Consider the following 16,667-nt stretch of genomic DNA (forward strand, 5'->3'; position numbering starts at 1 on the left):
CGGCGGTGCGTCTAGGCGGATCTCGTCGCGCGGCCTAGTCGCACTCATCTCCATCCTCGGAACCATGCTTCGCATGCTTCCGCACTTTTCGGCTGGACATGCGCCAACACGCGGATGAGGCGCCGCGTTCCCAGGGAGCGCCACGTGAGTGGGCGCCGCTTGGCACTCACGTGCACGGGGCGGTGGCGGGATCATCCCCAGGTCATCAACGGGATTCTGTGGAAGCTGCGAAAAGGTGCACCGTGGAGTGGCCCGCCGGAACCCTTCGGGCCGTGGAAGACCTGCCACGAACGCCTGCGACGGTGGACCGCGGACGGTACGTGGGCTCCGATCCTCGCCGCGGCGCAGGCGTATGACGATGGCACACCGGGGCAGTGGACCATCAGCACCGAACCGTCGATCCGGCGGGCGCACCAGCATTCCGCTGGCGCCCGCAAAAGAGGGGCTCCCCAACAAGTGCGGCCGCCTGGTGCGCAAGATGGCGAGGCCATCCGCCGGTCCGAGGCGGGCTGAGCACGAAGACACACCTGGCTGTCGACGGACGGGGCGGCCGACGTCGATCCTGCTCACCCCGGCCAGGCCGGCGACAACCCGCAACTGTTGGCGCTGCTGGACGCGATCCGGGTCAACGAGGCTCTTCGAAGTTAAGCGGGGTTGAGGTGTCCGCGGTGGCGGCGGGTGTCCGCGGTGCGGGTGCGTAGCCGCTGGCTTTCGGGGTTGCGGAAGCCGTAGGCGTCGCGGGCGACGGTTTTGATGACGCGGTTGGTGCCTTCCCGGCGTTGGTGATTCCGGTGGTCAGGAACGCGTGGATCTGCGGCCACCAAATCTCGATCGTGGTGGCGAGCCGGTGGAGTTCGGGCAGGTCGGAAGAGGCGCAACGGGCGTAGAAGCGGTGCAGCAACCGGTGGACGTGCTCGCGGTCGGGGCGGGTTCGGGCAACCGCGAGCAGGTCGAGCAGATCCTCCTTGGCGTTCCACGCGGCCAGGAACGGGGCGCCGATCTTGGCAGGCAGGGCTTGCAGGGTGTCGACCAGGCGATCGACGTGTTTGCCACTCATACGGGCCGCCGAGCGAGTCAGTCGGTTACGCATCCGCCATTCCGGCTCACTTGCGCGGCCGCGGTGCCCGCGCCAGGTCAGTGTCATGCGCCGGCGGACCTCGGTGACGGCTCGGTTGGCCAGCTGTACGACGTGGAAGTGGTCCACCACCAGCACCGCATGCGGCAGCACCTGCCGGATCGCGGACTTGAACACCGTGCACATGTCGATCGCTACCGCTTGGACCTGGTCGCGCCAGGCTTGCGGGCGTTCGGTCAGCCAGGTGGTGACCGAGGTGGTGGTGCGGCCTTCGACCTGGGCGAGCAGCCCCTTGGCCGCCGGACAGATCCACGAAGCCGACGTGGCACCGATCTGCGGTCGTGGTCCACGAGCCGGCCTGCTCGTCCCAGTTCCAGTGCGGTTTGCCGCGGCGGACCTCGTCGATGCCGAGCACCGCGACGGGCTCCGGTTCGTCCGGCAGCACCGCGCTCGCGTGGACGGTGAACGCGGCCGCGACAACCGGCCACGCGAGGCCGTGGTCCCGGGCGGACTGCACGATCGTGCGGCCGGAGTCGGCGACGGCGGCACCTGCCGCCTGCCGCAGCCGGGTGGTCAGCCGTGAGCGGGCCGGGACCTGGTCGACCTGCTCGGTGAACGACTGGCGCGGACAGGCCGCAGTCGGGCAGTACCAGCGCCGTACGCCAGCGCAGCCGCACCGGCCGTCCGGCGACCGGCAGATCCCGCGGCCGGGTCGTGGTCCACTGCTTGACCCGTACCGCCCGCTGCCCACACTGAGGGCAACATCGCGCCTGCACAGACCCGGTGGACAGGTCCACCACCGGAACCCCGGTCGCGTCTAGCTCGACCCGCTCCGCGACCAGCCCGTCCAGGCCCAGGAGCCGCGTCGTATCGTTGACCATGCTCGCAGCTCTTCACTTGTGACTATCCGATCTAGACACTCAGATGATCAATGATGAGCTGCGAGCCCTTCAGGCCCGGGTCGGCTTCAGCCGCGAACCCCGCTCGACTTCGAAGAGCCGTCAACGAGCCCGCCCCGGTCGGCCCCGCAAATGTCCCGAGGCGCTGATCGCCGACAAGGGCTATGCGCATGACTCGACGCGTCGAGCCCTGCGGCAGCGAGGGATTCGGCACATCATCCCCGAACGCAGCGACCAGGGTTGCCCGCCGGGCCGCGATGGGCAGCGCCGACGGGCGACCACCAGCCTTCGACAAGGCGATCTACCGCAAGCGCAACGTCGTTGAACGCTGCTTCAACCGGCTCAAGCAGTGGCGTGACCTGGCCGCCCACTGCGCCAAATGCGCGTGCCTCTACCGGGCCAGCCTCGTCATCATCGCTGCCGTCATCTGGCTTCCATGATCGACAGGACAGACCCTAGGCGGTACCAGTAGCAACATGGACTGTCGGCGACGATCGCCAGCCTGAAGCCATGGCCAGTCTGTCTGACTTGCTCATTACGCGATCCCGGTGCGGACGACGCGGTGCCCAGCTAGCCGGTAGCCCCGGTCTTGTAGCCGCTGCTCCCACCCGGTTTGAGTCCCAATGGTCGCGGTTTCGTGCAGCAATCCGGCGCGCTCTTCCTGCTTGGTCAGCCGGGCGAACTTGTCGCGGCCGGGGTAGTCAAGGGGGACGAACGCTTCTTTACGATGGAGCACGGGCGGGTTGGTTGATCTGCGGAAGTCAGTGTATTTGACGTCTAGCTTCCTAAGATCTGCTCTCAAGGATGTCGCCAATGCGGGGTGTGGCGCCTTGTCGAAGTCTGGATACGAGAGGTAGGAGACCTTGGCCATTATCCGCGAGAACTTGATGATTGTGCATTCCGTCACTGTCCCGGTGAGCGTCCGGGCGCATCCTTCATAAACACGGAGGAGTGGATCAAGCAACTGGATTGCCGTAGCGTGCACATACAGGGCGTCGGCCGTTAGCTTTCCGATACCAGACAGACTGCATGCATTGTTCAATGCTTTTTGATCGGCGATGGCGTGGAGCAGCTCGTCCGCCTGGGAGCAGGCAGCTCGGTAGGATCCGAATAGCGTTCGTACGTCGAGCGCTACGCCCTTGGGTAGATCCGACGCTTTGGGTCGGCCTCTGAACGCGGCGAGTGCGAGGTAGACCAGGAGATCCCGTTCTGCTTGATGGTGAGCTCGCGTAAGATCTCTGTCCCAGTCCTGGCTGCCGGTAACATCCCGTAACAGCGCTGCAGCTTGTCTCAGCGAAGGGAAGACGCCCAGAAGCCGACTTGCTGTTCCGGGAATCTCCTCTGGATCGGGGACTCGGCCACGACTGGCGATGAAGGCCACCAGCGCGTCCATATCTTCGCGGTGGGCGTCGTAGAGGGCTTGCCGACGTCGTGGCCGGCTCGTGGGTGCGGGTCGGTGCCGAGTACGCGACGCTAGAAAGGTCTGGGCATCAGCGTCCTGGCGGAAGACGTAGAAGACGCCAGGCGCGGCGGCGATACAGTCGGTGCGCAGCTGAACGTTGATCCAGTTGCGTAGTTCCTCCTGACTGTAGAACTTCTGGAAGGTGCCGCGCTTGGTGATGATCCCGTCGCCGTGACGGTGGCCGGTGACGGCTCGTGCTTCCCAGTCGGTTCGGGCCGCGACGACGAGTACCTGCCGGGCCAAAGCCCAGGCTGATGCCAACGTTTGAGCCCGTTCGGTGGGGTCTTCGATGACGTTGATGACGTACCCGAGGTTGACCACGTCCGCTGCGTGCCGTTCGGCGTTGGGGCTGTGTCCTGGGTCCCAGCCGTGGGCGGCGTAGCCCATGGCCTGGAGGCGCGCGACGTCTCCGCCGCGCCCGCAGCCATAGTCGAACAGCGTGGAGTTAGCGCTCAGGATGCCATCGGCCATTGCCAGCGCGATAGGTTTGGACAGGTGCTGACGGGCGATCGCTGTCTGGTGGCGGGGAATCACCTGGGCGCTGTCCATAGCTCACGATTCTGCCGGTTCGTAGCCGAGGACCCGAAGAGTACACGCAGCAGGAAGCATCCGCCCCCTGTTCCACTCACCCTGCCACGCTACCCGTAGGGCTCGGTACGCTCACTTAGCGCTAGTTCAACTTCCAACATCAGTAAGGCCGACTTGACTGAGCCGCATATTCAGCGGTCACTGTCCAGCGAGAGGGCTAGCCACTGGAGATAAAGTGATTCTGAAAGCACGTACAACTGACGCAGGCCACGTTTCCTTTCTGGTCAAGAACTCTGATGGCGGAGAAGCTGAATTCGTTGCAGCCATGATCCCACCCTCGGGCGTTCAGCGGTCGACCGGCACCTTCCGCAATCCAGATCTGCTGGTCCATTTGCCACCGAAGTTGGTGTCCGCGCTGTTCGGTGCGTCGGAGCCTAAGGGGGATGGCATGGTGATAGCGCTAATCGTAAATGCGGCAAGTCGGCGTGGGGCTGCGGTTGGGGCATTTGCGGACACGGCAGTGGCTAAGGCATGGTGGCAGCAGCCGTACAACAGGTTGGCGCGGGACCCAGATGTGGTGTTCCTGCCGGTGTTGGTGGAGGCGGACACCTAGCTAGAGGTGGCAGACGCCGCAGCCTGCCTCGTCGCTCTCCTCGTCGAGGGCATCGGTGAGCACCTCGATGAGGGGCAGATTGGGACGGGGTTTAGCTGCCGCACGAGCAAGAGCGGCGGCATGCCGCTCTTCGATCGCATCGCGCCGTTCGAGAAGGTCGCGCAGCGACTCACCCTGAGACCACGTGTACTGACGGCCGCGCATCGCCGTGGCTTGGTAGTTGACCTTGTCCTCGTATTCCACCGCGCGTTCGAACAGCTCCGGGTGCCGGTCGGCGAGGCCAACCCATTCGTGTTTGCGCTGGAAGAAGCAGAAGTAGCAGCCGGAACGGGTGCGCCACTCGTAGTAGGCCGGCAAGCCGATCCCGGACTCCTCCAAGATTCGGTTGACTCCATCACGGTCGATGCCGTCTTCCCGGAACGGGAATACAGCCTTGATGTTCGGCTTGGTGCTGACGTAGCCGAGACGGTTTTCGTCGGCGCGGATGGCGACGTACGAGATGGCGGGGCTGTCGCCGAGCCATTCCTCCAGCGGCTTGATCTTGAGGTTCTTGGTGCACCACCGCATGGACGCGCTCGGCAGCGTGCCCTGGTAGACCTGCAGCCAGTGGTCGAAGTCGCGGGTGGCGTTCAGTCGGACGATCTGCTTACCGAGGGCCGCTTCGAGCCGGTTGAGGTAGTCGTACGTCTCGGGAAGCTCGGCGCCTGTGTCGCAGAAGAAGTACTCCATCTGCGGCACCTTCGTGCGCATGTAGATGGCGAGGGCGGAGGAGTCTTTTCCTCCCGAGATGCCGAGAACGTGGCGGGTCTCGCCGGGCGTACGTTGCCGGGGTGCAGTCATCGGGTCGGCTTCCTTCGCGTGGATGGTGCGTCGTCGCTGCCAGCGTCCTTCTCGACTATGACACTTTCGGCCAGTAGGGCGAGCAGCGCCCGCTCACCGTTCTCGCTGATCTTCTTACGGGCTAGTGCGATCACCTCCGGCAGCAGGGCCTGCGCGCTGGCGCGTTCCTCGTCGGAGAGGTGGACGACGGTGTGGAGCTCGTGTCCGTCGGCCTGGGTGACGGTGATCGCCTGGGAGACGAAAGTGGCGTCGGTCGGTTCAGCCGTCGTGGGCTGGTGCAGGTTAGCCAACCGCTCGATAGCGCGAGCGGCTGCGCGGACCTCGTTGGTGAAGGTGCTGATGTCACCGTCACGCCAGTCGGAGAGCCCGCGGCCGACGATCCGGACGACGAACGGGTCGAGCCATTCGTCATCGCTGAGCGTGGTCTCCTGAGCGAGAGTGATGACACCACGGAGTTTCGCCTCGACCAGGTTCACATCGGCGAGGTGTCGGGTGTAGACCGCAAGGCGCTGACGTAGCTTGCCGAGGTTCGTGGGCATGTGGAATGCCTCGGCAATGGCCTTAACAACTTGTGTGCGCAGACGTTCGTCGGCTCGGCCGATTTCGGTAAGCGCCTTGCTCAGCGACTCGGCGTAGCGGCGCGCTGCTTGCTCGTCGATCTCACCGTTCGCTGGGATCGGCTCGAGATCGAGGGCGGACGGCAGGTCGGTGAACAGGAGAGTGTCGGGTTCGCGAGCGGTTTTGAGCGCTTGACGTACAGCCCGTGCCTGCTTGGGAAGTCGTTGGGTGCGATCGGCGTACGCGGACAGGCTCCGGGCCCGGTCGAGCAACTCACGCGTGAGCGTCAGGGGCGCGACATTGCGGACGTTCATCGGCGGTGCTGCCGGCATCCGCGCACCGATCACCTGGGCGATCTCGGTCACTGCAGCCTTGCGCGGACCCGCTTGAACGCCCATGGCTTTGACCGCGAACCGCTCCGGGCTCTTGATCATGCGTTCGGCGAAAGCCTCGGTCAGCCGTGTCTGGTAGGTGCCCTCCTCGAAGAGGGCGAGTTCTTGGCTCCCGATGATGAGCGCGGTCAGCACGACGATCGGGATGACGCCCGGCCGTATCCCGAAAGGAGGCGCTTCGAGGAGCTCGTAGACGGTGTCGAGCCGCAGCGGCTGTTCGGTGGCAGCCCGCATCTGCTGCTGCATGGCGGTCCACGCCGGGTAGAGGGAGTTGCTGGGTTCCGGTTCGTAGAAGCCGAATGGGAGCAGTTCGGTGTCGTCGTCGCTGCGCTGATCGGTGGGGCGGTGCAGCTGGAGGTACTCCAGGACTCCGCTGTACATCGCGCGTTCTGGCCCGTAGCCCTCAATCCCGAGGTACTGCTGGGTGGGCGCCGTGATCATGGCGATGATCAGCTCACGGCGCGCCTTGGCAGCCTGGCTTGTCAGTTTATGCCGGCCCAGCATCTCGTTGCGAATGTGAGGGGCGTGGGGGAACACGCTCTCGCACGCCTTGGAGACTAGCTCTGCGAGGCTTCTGCCTTTGATGGTCTCGGCGTCAGCTGTGAAGACGGCGGCCCCCGCCTTGGCCGGTAGTAGGTACCAGGTGGGGGCCAGCTGGCTTGGCAGGAAGGCTTCTGCGACCCGGGTGGCCAGCTCGGCGCTTGCCTGCGCGATGCGTTCGCTGACCTCGGTGCTGGCCACGGCGTCGAGGTCGACGTTGGCCGGTAGCTCGTGCAGAGCGTGGAGGTAGCGGGCGGTACTGAGTACTTTCTCGGCGTGGGCGGTCACGCCGGCGATGACAGGGCGGTTGGTTCGAACGGTGGGGATGGTGTACTCGTCCCCGAAGTGGAATAGGAGGAGTCCGTCTTCGGCGTCAGCGGCGGACGGCCCGATGAGCTCGGGCGAACCTGCGTCGGTGGCCTTGGTGACGAAGTGGCGCAGCATGCCGGTGCGTTGGCTGTGCTTACCCGCAACGACCGCGGTCGGCAGGTAGGCCGAAATGACCTTGACCGCAGCGTGGTCGTCGCAGGCGTTGATCAGCTGCTCGATGTGGCTGGTGAGGTCGACGTCACTGCCCCGCCAAACCCGGTACTCGTCGCTGAAGTGTCGGTACACCAGGAAGCCGCGGTCAACGAGGCTGGTGACTTGGTCAGCGAGCAGTTGTCGGGCCGTGGCGTCGTTGAGCGTGATGGGATCGCTCAAGGCGAACAAGATGGCGTCCATGCTGGCGCGCAGGGCGCCAGAGGCGTCGACGAGGTTGAGCATGCCGATGGTCTTGAGGATGACCTGGTCCTGGTCAGGGAGGCCGTTGGCCTCGGCGATACGGTTGTCGATTTCCATCCACCGGCTCGCGTTAGCCGAGGCCAAGATGGTGGTGCGGCCGGCGGTGAAGAAGTAGTCAAAGGCGTCGGCGATGCGGACGGTGGACGCGGAGGAGGGGCGATCCGAGGCGTAGCTCTGCAGGAAGCGTCGCACCGTGTGGGGTTCGTCGTTCGCGATGAACCCGGTCATGCTGCGATCGTGCTGCCCGATCTGCGCGGCGAGCAACGGCGCGACCACCGTTGTCAGCGGATGCAGGGGGTACACGTGGGCGAACGTGTCGTGGCCTGCGGCGAGGATGCCTTGGAGACCGCGTTCGGTCCAGGCCTGAGCGGACGCGGCGGCATGCTGGGCTATGAGCTTGCGTCCCTTGGGCGACACGCCGTCGTGGTCGAGGGTTCGGCGGATCAGCTCGACGGTGTCGCCGAGGTGGATCGTCATGAGGATGTCCTCGAACCGGCCCTGAACCTTCGCCCATTCCCGGCTCTGCAGCGTGCTCGCGCGGGAGGCGTAGTCGGCGAAAGACAGGTGCTGCAGCGTAAGGAGGTAGAGCGGCACGCCGCGGTAGCCTGCACCGAGCTCAGCGAGTTCCTGCAACAGGAACACGTCGCTACCGGCATCGCTGAACTCACCATGGGAGGCGAGGTGCTCTAACGACTTGCCGAACTCGTCAATGACCAGCATGACCGGCGCCTGCTCGCAGAGAACCTTTACGGCGGACACGAGCTCCCGATTGCTGAAACCCGGAGCCTTGAGGGGCGCGAGCGCTTCCTGCACGGGTGCGGGCATGTGGTCGTCAGGCCAGGCGCGGGCGGCACCATGGAGCAGTGCTCGCGTGATGCTGTCGAGCAGGGGTTCTCGTCGTGCCGTGGCGACGCAGGTGATGAATCCGTCGGGTGCGGTGCGGTCACGAGCTGTTGTCAACCGGCGGGCCAGGATCGGACTCGTCTCGGCGAGTACCTCTTCGGCCTCCGTCCGGCGGTTTCCCACACGGCCGAGCAGCGACACGACGACCAGAGCCAGTGTCGACTTGCCTGAGCCGTAGGGCCCTGTCAGGGACCAGGCGCGGGTATTTGCTTGGTCCTCCAGGGCGGCGGTGACCCGTTCCAGCATGTCCTGTGCCCGGATGCCGATATGCACCGGGCCGAGATGCTCGTCGCGGACGTCGCGTTCGATGTTCGTCGACCGCAGTCGGCTGCTGACGATGTTGATCCCGGCCGGCGTCTGCGGACTGATGCCCGATGGTGCACCATTGGCGGTCATACCAGGGCTCCTGCGAGTCGATCGAGAGTCGGCTGGTCGAGCAGGTCGGTGCGGCCACGTCGCCGCATCTCGCGCAGCATCCCGGGTGGTTGCGTGGCATACCAAGCTTCCCGATCCGGGAAGCCTGCGCGGGTGCGAACGTTGCCGTAGTAGCCGTCGAGCACGTCCCAGGCCAGTTCCTTGGGATTGCCCTCGAACCGCAGGCTGCGTTGTCCGATGCCCTCCAGCAAGGCCATCTGCGGGTACTCGCCGGCGATTTCCTCCAGGGCATGCGCGATCTCCGGCTCTCTGAGCCGGAAGGCCCGCCCTGGGCCACCCGGCTCATTGGTGAGACGGGCCAGAGCGATGGAACCACTCTGCAGAGGCTCGCTGCGCGCCGCGTAGTCCAGGCATGCGTATGCGACCAAGGCCGGCGGCAATGAGGTGCGGGCGTTGCTGGTGAAGTGCCAGCGGCTCGCAGCGTTGTTGCGGCCGAACCCGGTGGGCTCCAGCAGCCCGAGTTCCCGGAAGGGGGAATCGAGCAGGTCCTCGAAACTTCCGCCAGAACCCGCGGTGGGTTCACGCCGGCGTGCGTACATCTTGGTGAGGCAATCCGCGTCCTTGGCTACCGATGCCTCTACCGGGGGCTCCCAGCCAGCCAGCCGTACGTGTCGCAGCGTGGTCTCGGTGAGCTCGCTTGTGGTGAATCGGGACGTCGACTGGGCGTGAAAGGCCACCCACCAGGTGGGAGTGTGGCAGGGCTTTCCCAGTAGCCACCAATGCAGCAGCCACAGACTCGCAGTGTCCTCAAGGTAGGGGTCGGCGCCGTTCTCGTCGAGCAGCCACCGTGCCTCCCAGGTCGGTGAGGCGACGTTCGCCCGAGACGCGGGGTCCTTCGGGTACTCGACGGTGAGCTTGAAGGCGTATGACCAGAACCGGATCGCGTTGACCATGTTCTTACCCACGCCGAGTGTCACCGTCGCGTTGTCGCGCAGAAACACGTCGCTGCCGATGTTGGGGTCAGTCAGGGCACTGTACGCCTTATGTAGCCACCCGAACCGGGGGTGAAAGGTCTCATGGCGGGAAAACGACGGCTCAGCGACGTCCTTGAGCTTGGTTTCAAGCATCGTGTCTCCGCGGTCCTTCCTGTCCCCGGGCGGTTCCAGAGGCAGTCGTGGTGGTGTTCGGATAAAGGGCAGCGCGAACCCGGCGCTCAGCGTCGATCACGTGGCGGGCGGCGGTATCAAGGTCATCGGCGGTAGTGGCGTAGCCCAGTGAGAAGCGGATGGTGCATTCGGCTTCATCCCGGCTCAGGCCCATGGCAAGCAGGACTCGGCTCGGCTCCATGGCACCTGCCGCACAGGCGCTGGCCTCGGACGCCGCGATGGCGGGCATGGCAGCGAGCATCGCGTCGGCCGGTAGGCCGTCGAAGGTCAGACTCGATACGCCGGGTAGCCGCCTATCAGGATGACCGTTGCGCCGGGTGCCGGGTAGGGCGGTCATGACAACGGTCTCGAAGCGGTCTCGCAGCAACCGGATACATGCCGATTCTTGATCGAGGCAACGGGCGGCAGCCTCCGCAGCGGCGCCTAGGCCGACGATGCCCGGCACATTCAGGGTTCCCGGCCGCCGTCCACGCTCATGACCGCCGCCGTGCACCAGCGGCCGGATCGCCGGCACCGTGCCGCGCCGCGTGAACAGCGCTCCTACCCCTTGCGGAGCACCGAATTTGTGCCCGGACATGGACAGCAGATCAAGCTCCAGCCTACGGAGATCGATCGGTAGCCGACCAACGAGTTGCGTCGCGTCCGAGTGCACCAGCGCCCCGGCTTCGTGCGCGAGTTTCACCACTAGGTCGAGATCACTCAGGACGCCAGTCTCGTTGTTTGCCGCCATGATCGAAACCAGGGCAGGTGAAGTTGCGAGAGCTTCCTCCAACTCGTCGAGACGTAGTGTGCCGTCCCGGTGGACCCCGACCGTGTGAACCTTGCCCCCAACAGCGTCGGCGACCGCAACTGCCGCTTCGGTCACCGCCGGGTGCTCCACGGCACTGATCACTAGGCTCTGGCCAGGCGTGGCGGCCGACCGAATGGCCAAGTTGTTGGCCTCGGTCGCACCCGAGGTAAAGATCAACTCGTTCGGCGAGCATGCCAACAGTGCTGCAACGCGCTCGCGTGCCTGATCGACCGCAAGGGCCGCGTCCCGGCCTGCCACGTGCACGCTCGAGGCGTTACCGACTGCCATCAACGCCCTGGTAGTTGCGGCCAACGCTTCGGGACGAACGGGCGCAGTGGCGTTGTAGTCGAGGTAGATGAGGGGATCAACACCAGTGTGACCCATCCTTCTCCCTCCATCGCGGTACCCACCTTATGGGCTGGTGGCCCGCTTGGGAACCGCGACGCGTGCCACCAGCCGTGATCATGGGTGGCAAGATTACCGTACGCATGTTCTGTTCCGTCGCCCCCGTAGGCCGGCTTGCGGCGGCTCGCCGCATCGAAGTTCAACGCCGCTCCGGACGCCCTCAGAGGAAGGCGCAGCTGCACGAGCACGCCCGTGAGCCGCGGTCCCCTTCGAGCGTGGTGGCGCGATAGAGTGAGCGCCTGAATCGATGTCGTAGGCATCTTGTTCAATAGCCCACGTGACTAGCGACCCCGAGGCGAGTCGCGCGGAGGATGCCGTCGAGATGATCCACACCGCTGTCTTGATGGTAGGTGCCCGGCGCTTCGCAGCCGGTCGCCGGGTGGCCGCCGCCCTCACCCTCCTTCTCCTGACCCCCGCCGCTCGAGCGTGCCAATGACATACACGATCTTTGACTTGTTGCGGACGTCGGGCCGGACGTCGAGCTTCATAGACGAGCGGGTCCTTCGAGCGATCGGGCGCCTCGTCGACGGCGGGCATGTTCGGCAGGCGCCCAGTGATGCGGTGATCGCGGCTGCGTGCCTCGGCGATCCGATCAGCGCGGTCCGTCGGCTCGCCGAGGCCGGTGTGCTGCCCGGTGAGCTCCCGGATGAACAACGACATGATCTGTCCGCCCGCCTGTCGCTTGGCCCGAATCAGCTCGACAGCAAGGCCGTTCTGGCGGACCCGAGTGCCGTGGCGGTATTTCTCGGCCTTCCCGAGGTGCGCAGCAGCACTGCGGCGCAGGCACCGACCGACGCGACGCCGGCCTACGGCCTTTTCCCGCATCAACGCCGCGCCGTGGTCCGCGCCCGCAAGCTGCTGCGGCTGGGCCGCACCCGGCTGTTGCTGCACATGCCGACCGGATCCGGCAAGACCCGCACCACCATGAGCATGGTGGCCGACTATCTGCGCGAGAACGAAGGTCGCGTGGTCCTCTGGTTCGCATCCACGCGAGAGCTGCTGGATCAAGCGGCGCGCGAGTTCCACAAGGCGTGGTCTCTGCTAGGTGACCGGCCCGTCCCCATCGTCTCGGCCTGGGGCGGTCAGGACGCCGACATCACCGACCTCACCGACGGCCTCATCGTGGCCAGTTTGCAGACCGTCCATGCACGTCGCAGCGACCCCGGTTTCATTCCTGACCTCGGTCGCCGTGTCGGGCTCATCGTTTTCGATGAAGCGCATCAAGCGGTCGCTCGCACCTACCGGTATGTGGTCGAACAACTTTCCGCCGCCGGGCAACCGGTTACCCCCATCATCGGGCTCAGTGCGACCCCGGGGCGGACCTTCCTCGGAGGACGATCGGACGAAGACCTCGCCAATTTCTTCGAACACACGAAAGTGGAGCTCGATACCGCTGCTGAAAGGGCGGACAATCCGGTCGCTTACCTGATCCGTCAGGGTTATCTCGCCGAGCCCGAATTCCGGCTCCTCGGAGACCTCCCAGAGGACGATGAACCGGATAGCGGCGGCGATGACGAACCGGAGGACATCGGCCTCAATCAGGATGACTACATGCAGGAGGTTCTCGGCGCCACCTTGCAGCTAGTCAGTGAGTCACACCGCCGCATCATCGTGTTCGCTGCCTCGGTGGAACTGGCGCACTCGCTGGCAGCGTCGCTGCGATCAGTCGGTGTCCTCGCGGATGCGGTGGACGGAACGACGGCACCCGAACTCCGTGACACTGCAATCCGGATGTATAAGAGCCCGGCACCCATCCCTCGCGTCCTGGTCAACTACGGCGTGCTGACGACCGGATTCGACGCCCCACAGACCAGCGCCGTCGTGATCGCGCGCCCGACGCGTTCCCTCGTGCTGTACAGCCAGATGGTCGGCCGGGGCATCCGGGGCCCGAAGGCCGGCGGCAACAGGAAGGCCGTCGTCGTCACCGTGGTCGACCCTGCAGTCCCCGCATTCGGTTCCATCGCCGCCGCCTTCACCCACTGGGAGGACTTGTGGTAACACCCGACACCCACCAGGAAGCTCCGCTTCTCTCCGGTGAACAGACCGTCAAGTCCATCCGAGACACCGGGTACAAGGGCACCGACTACGCCCTCGCTGAGCTGATCGACAACTCTTTCCAGTGGGGTCAGGCCCGTACGGTCCTGCTCGTCATCGTGCAGCGCATGGTGCAGGGTAAGCGGCGCGCCACCAAACGTGCCGACGAGATCTGGGTCATCGACGACGGCACCGGCATGACGGATCAGGCCGTCAACCTCGCCCTGTCGTTCGGCGGATCCGGCAAGTACGACGACCGATCGGGCATCGGCCGCTTCGGCATGGGCCTGCCGCAGGCCAGCGTCTCACAGTGTAAGAAGACCGATGTCTGGACCTGGCAAAAATCACAACCGGAGAACGCCTCCCACACCTATCTCGATCTGCTAAAACTCTCACGCTCCGGCAAGGGATCCACGCTCACCGTCCCGTGGCCGACACGCCCCGGTCAGTCGGGCTACGAAACCATGCCCGACTGGGTCCTCGACGTCTTCAAGCAGCATGCCACTGCGGACACATCGATGGGGCAGCCGCTCTATGGCGGCACGGCCATTCGATGGTCCGCGCTCGACAAGGTCCGCTGGACCACCGCCAGCACCATCCTCAAGCACGCTGAGTACCTACTGGGGCGGGTCTACCGCAACTTCCTGACCGCCAGCTCCGAGCCGCGCCACATCAAGATCGCCATTGTCGACGCAGACATGATCGGCGGGCTCATCGAGTTCCACGACGTACGCCCCAACGACCCCCTGTACCTGCTGCCCGCAGACCAAAGCACCCTTGAGTACTGGGAGCAGACCGGCCCGGACGGCGAGAAGGAAAAGTACGTCCCGGTCACCGACACCGGGCCCTTCACCGCCCACCACAACTCTCGGACCTTCGAGATCGCGCGTGCGGACGGCAAAGGCAGCTCCACCGTCCACGCGCGTCTGTCTCTGGCCCGGCCCGAGGCCCGGCCGGGTAGAAATCCCGGCAAAGACACCCACCAGGGACGCCATGCCCGAGACAACGCCGGGATCTCGGTCGTGCGCGCCGGCCGCGAACTCGTGCTCGAACAGACCCTGAACGAGGAAGCCACCGACCGGTGGTGGGGTGTGGAGCTTTCCTTCAGCCCCGACCTCGACGAGATCTTCGGGGTGACGAACAACAAGCAGGACGTTCCCAACCTGACGCAGGCACTGCAACTGGCGCGCACCTACGATCTGCCGAAGGAACAAGCCCTGGAAGAGGGTCTTTTCGACGAAGAGCACGAGATCGCCGAGCTATACGGGATGGCCCACCAGTTGTTGCTGCTCGTCCGTTCTCTGCGCCAGGAAGGCCGAGAAGGTCGAGACGCGGCATCGCGAGGCCGCTCCGCCCCACCGAACATCGCGGGCGTCGCCTCCAACATCAAGAAGACACGCTCCACCGTTATCCCCACGCCCGGCGAGAAGAAGTTCGCGGATGATCCGGACCCTGAGAAGGCCGCCGGCGCTATCGAGACAAAACTCAAGGCGGACGACGTCCCCGATCAAACCCGCAAGATAATCATCGAGAACTACAGGCGTGGTGTGACCGTCCAGATCCTGACGCACGCAGAGAAACACGTCCCAGCTTTCTTCCGGCCCGACGAGGCCATGAACCTGGAGCTGCTGTGCTTGAACAACGCCCACCCCGCATACCAGGCCATCATCGACCCGTTGCGCGCCTCCGGCGAAGACATCGCCGCGATGAGCGAAGAGGAATCTAAGAGGCTCCTCACCAAGAGTGCCGATGCCATCACCTGGCTTCTGCTGGCCTACGCTCGCTGTGAAAACGAGTACCAGGGACACCCTCTTGCGGGCACATGGAAGCAGATCCGCGACCAGTGGGGTCAACGCCTCGCCGAGACAGTGCAGGACTCTGCCTTCAAAGCTGCCGAGCTCTTCGCCGACAGCGCCGAAGACGACAGCGAGAGCGGTGTATGACGCAACCAAACGTCGATCCTCAGCGCTGCGGATTCCGAGTCCTCGAACTCGTTTCCAATGCAACCACTTTGACGATCGTCGCGCCGTTCATCACCTCAGCCGGCATCAGGCCGATCCTCACGGCGCTGCCGCAGGACGCCGAGCTCGAGGTATACACCCGGTGGCGGCCGGATGAGGTCGCCGCCGGGGTGAGTGACCCGCACATCTTCGATCTGGTAGGCACCCGCGGCGGAACGGTGTCGCTGCACCCAATCGTGCACGCCAAGGGATACTTGACAGGCTCAGCCGCTCTGGTGGGCTCGGCCAACGTCACCGGGAACGGCCTTGGATGGGGCCGCCCCGGTGCCGTCGAGATCCTTGTCGAAACCTCACCGAGCGACCCGGCCCTGGTGGCGCTGATGTCTGTGCTGCGGGCGACGTCGTCAACGGCCACGGAAGCGGACCGCGACGCTGTTTTCGCGGCTGCAGCGGCGCTCCCCGCAGCACCACTGCAGGCCGCCGTCGAACCGGTGGACCGCACAGATTGGCTGCCCTCCTACCGGATGCCGGAAGTGCTCTGGCTCGTCTACGACGGACAACGCGAAAGGGAACTCACGGACTTCGTGCAGCCCGAGCTCCAAGCGTTAGGAATTCCCCGCGGTATCCAAAGCGAACCAGCGTTCAACGCCTACGTCGGAGCGATCCTGCGACAAGGCTTCACCGGCCGCATCGCCCAGGAATGCAGCAACCTATCCACCATCAAAGCGGTGCAACGCCTGACTGAACTCTGCACGGCAAGAGGCATCACCATCGAGGACCCAGGTCTGCTGTGGGAAACCCTCGCGGCTTGGATCGCGCGTTTCATGCCCGGCTTCCAGCGGATTCCTGGTGGTACGCGACTGATCCGCTAACGCCACAGGCCGATCGGCCGGCCTGTATCTGGGTCGAGAACTCGCACCGGCTGAGGGAACTCAGGCTCCGAGGATGGCGGTGACGACTGCTTCGGGATGACCGCGCACCGGCCGAGAGCTGAGCGCAGCAGCTCGGCTGCCGCAGTCATCCCGGCCACCTCGGCCGCGGCGAGTAGGGTTCGCGCAGCCTTGGTCGCCTCCGCCTCTACGACTCCACCGTTCTTGCCGGGACCATCTGTGTTGAGGTCTTGCATCTCGTACAAGCGAGCACGCAAGCGATCCACTTCAGCAGCCAGGCAGGAGTCGAACTCTGTAGACGATGGCTCGCCATCACATCGTGGTTCTTGCACGACAGCAAGCAGGCGAGCTACTGAATCCGGCAAATATTTCCGACGGGCGCGCTCAAGGTTTTCGGCACGTCGCTCCTCGAAACGCCTGCTGGCCACGCCACCCCTCTATCCTGCTCCGCCT

The 16,667-nt window shown here is 65.1% G+C and carries 10 protein-coding genes and 4 pseudogenes; 6 read left to right on the forward strand and 8 right to left on the reverse strand.

Going from position 1 to position 16,667, the window contains the following annotated elements:
• Positions 1-177: 177 nt before the first annotated feature.
• A pseudogene (locus OG617_RS17235) lies at positions 178-633 on the forward strand (IS5 family transposase); the annotation flags it as partial.
• On the opposite strand, the gene OG617_RS17240 reads toward OG617_RS17235, so the two are convergent.
• The 3 genes and pseudogenes from OG617_RS17240 to OG617_RS17250 form a co-directional block, all read right to left on the reverse strand.
• Positions 626-1,624 (reverse strand): transposase, encoded by a 999-nt coding sequence (locus OG617_RS17240; RefSeq protein ID WP_405103004.1) that lies wholly within the window; start codon positions 1,622-1,624, stop codon positions 626-628. The pseudogene OG617_RS17235 and the gene OG617_RS17240 sit on opposite strands and share 8 nt — an antisense overlap.
• A pseudogene (locus OG617_RS17245) lies at positions 1,599-1,826 on the reverse strand (hypothetical protein); the annotation flags it as partial. The pseudogene OG617_RS17245 and the gene OG617_RS17240, both read right to left, overlap by 26 nt.
• Positions 1,786-1,956: pseudogene (locus OG617_RS17250) on the reverse strand (ISL3 family transposase); the annotation flags it as partial. The pseudogenes OG617_RS17245 and OG617_RS17250, both read right to left, overlap by 41 nt.
• Positions 1,957-2,089: 133 nt before the next feature.
• Between OG617_RS17250 and OG617_RS17255 the strand changes: the two are divergent.
• Positions 2,090-2,414: pseudogene (locus OG617_RS17255) on the forward strand (transposase); the annotation flags it as partial.
• A 95-nt stretch (positions 2,415-2,509) separates the two neighbouring features.
• Here OG617_RS17255 and OG617_RS17260 read toward each other — a convergent pair.
• Positions 2,510-3,985: a DNA phosphorothioation-associated putative methyltransferase gene (locus OG617_RS17260; protein WP_405103006.1), complete on the reverse strand. Its 1,476-nt coding sequence runs from the start codon at positions 3,983-3,985 to the stop codon at positions 2,510-2,512.
• Between the two features lie 214 nt (positions 3,986-4,199).
• Here OG617_RS17260 and OG617_RS17265 point away from each other — a divergent pair, with 214 nt between their 5' ends.
• Positions 4,200-4,577, forward strand: a complete 378-nt coding sequence (locus OG617_RS17265; RefSeq protein ID WP_405103008.1) for a hypothetical protein — start codon at positions 4,200-4,202, stop codon at positions 4,575-4,577.
• Here the strand turns inward: OG617_RS17265 and OG617_RS17270 are convergent, their stop codons facing one another.
• The 4 genes from OG617_RS17270 to OG617_RS17285 are packed head-to-tail and all read right to left on the reverse strand — an operon-like array spanning position 4,578 to position 11,308.
• Complete coding sequence (locus OG617_RS17270) at positions 4,578-5,417, reverse strand: phosphoadenosine phosphosulfate reductase family protein (protein ID WP_405103010.1); 840 nt, start codon at positions 5,415-5,417, stop codon at positions 4,578-4,580.
• A complete protein-coding gene (locus OG617_RS17275; RefSeq protein WP_405103012.1) occupies positions 5,414-8,989 on the reverse strand; it encodes a hypothetical protein in 3,576 nt (1,191 codons plus the stop codon). Before OG617_RS17275 ends, OG617_RS17270 begins: the two co-directional genes overlap by 4 nt.
• A complete protein-coding gene (locus OG617_RS17280) occupies positions 8,986-10,095 on the reverse strand; it encodes a DUF4007 family protein (RefSeq protein WP_405103014.1) in 1,110 nt (369 codons plus the stop codon). The genes OG617_RS17275 and OG617_RS17280 overlap by 4 nt, the downstream gene beginning before the upstream one ends.
• On the reverse strand, positions 10,088-11,308 hold the full coding sequence (locus OG617_RS17285) for a cysteine desulfurase family protein (protein WP_405103016.1): 1,221 nt from the start codon (positions 11,306-11,308) through the stop codon (positions 10,088-10,090). The genes OG617_RS17280 and OG617_RS17285 overlap by 8 nt, the downstream gene beginning before the upstream one ends.
• Before the next feature lie 453 nt (positions 11,309-11,761).
• Here OG617_RS17285 and OG617_RS17290 point away from each other — a divergent pair, with 453 nt between their 5' ends.
• From OG617_RS17290 to OG617_RS17300, 3 genes are read left to right on the forward strand one after another with little or no spacing between them, the layout of a single operon-like run.
• Positions 11,762-13,327 (forward strand): DEAD/DEAH box helicase, encoded by a 1,566-nt coding sequence (locus OG617_RS17290; RefSeq protein WP_405103018.1) that lies wholly within the window; start codon positions 11,762-11,764, stop codon positions 13,325-13,327.
• The gene (locus OG617_RS17295; RefSeq protein ID WP_405103020.1) at positions 13,321-15,306 is read left to right on the forward strand and encodes an ATP-binding protein; all 1,986 of its coding nucleotides are present in this window, start codon (positions 13,321-13,323) and stop codon (positions 15,304-15,306) included. Before OG617_RS17290 ends, OG617_RS17295 begins: the two co-directional genes overlap by 7 nt.
• Positions 15,303-16,196: a hypothetical protein gene (locus OG617_RS17300; RefSeq protein WP_405103022.1), complete on the forward strand. Its 894-nt coding sequence runs from the start codon at positions 15,303-15,305 to the stop codon at positions 16,194-16,196. Before OG617_RS17295 ends, OG617_RS17300 begins: the two co-directional genes overlap by 4 nt.
• The last annotated feature ends 471 nt before the right edge of the window (positions 16,197-16,667 follow it).

It is taken from the genome of Micromonospora sp. NBC_01412 (assembly GCF_045040215.1).
Classification (GTDB): domain Bacteria; phylum Actinomycetota; class Actinomycetes; order Mycobacteriales; family Micromonosporaceae; genus Micromonospora; species Micromonospora rubida.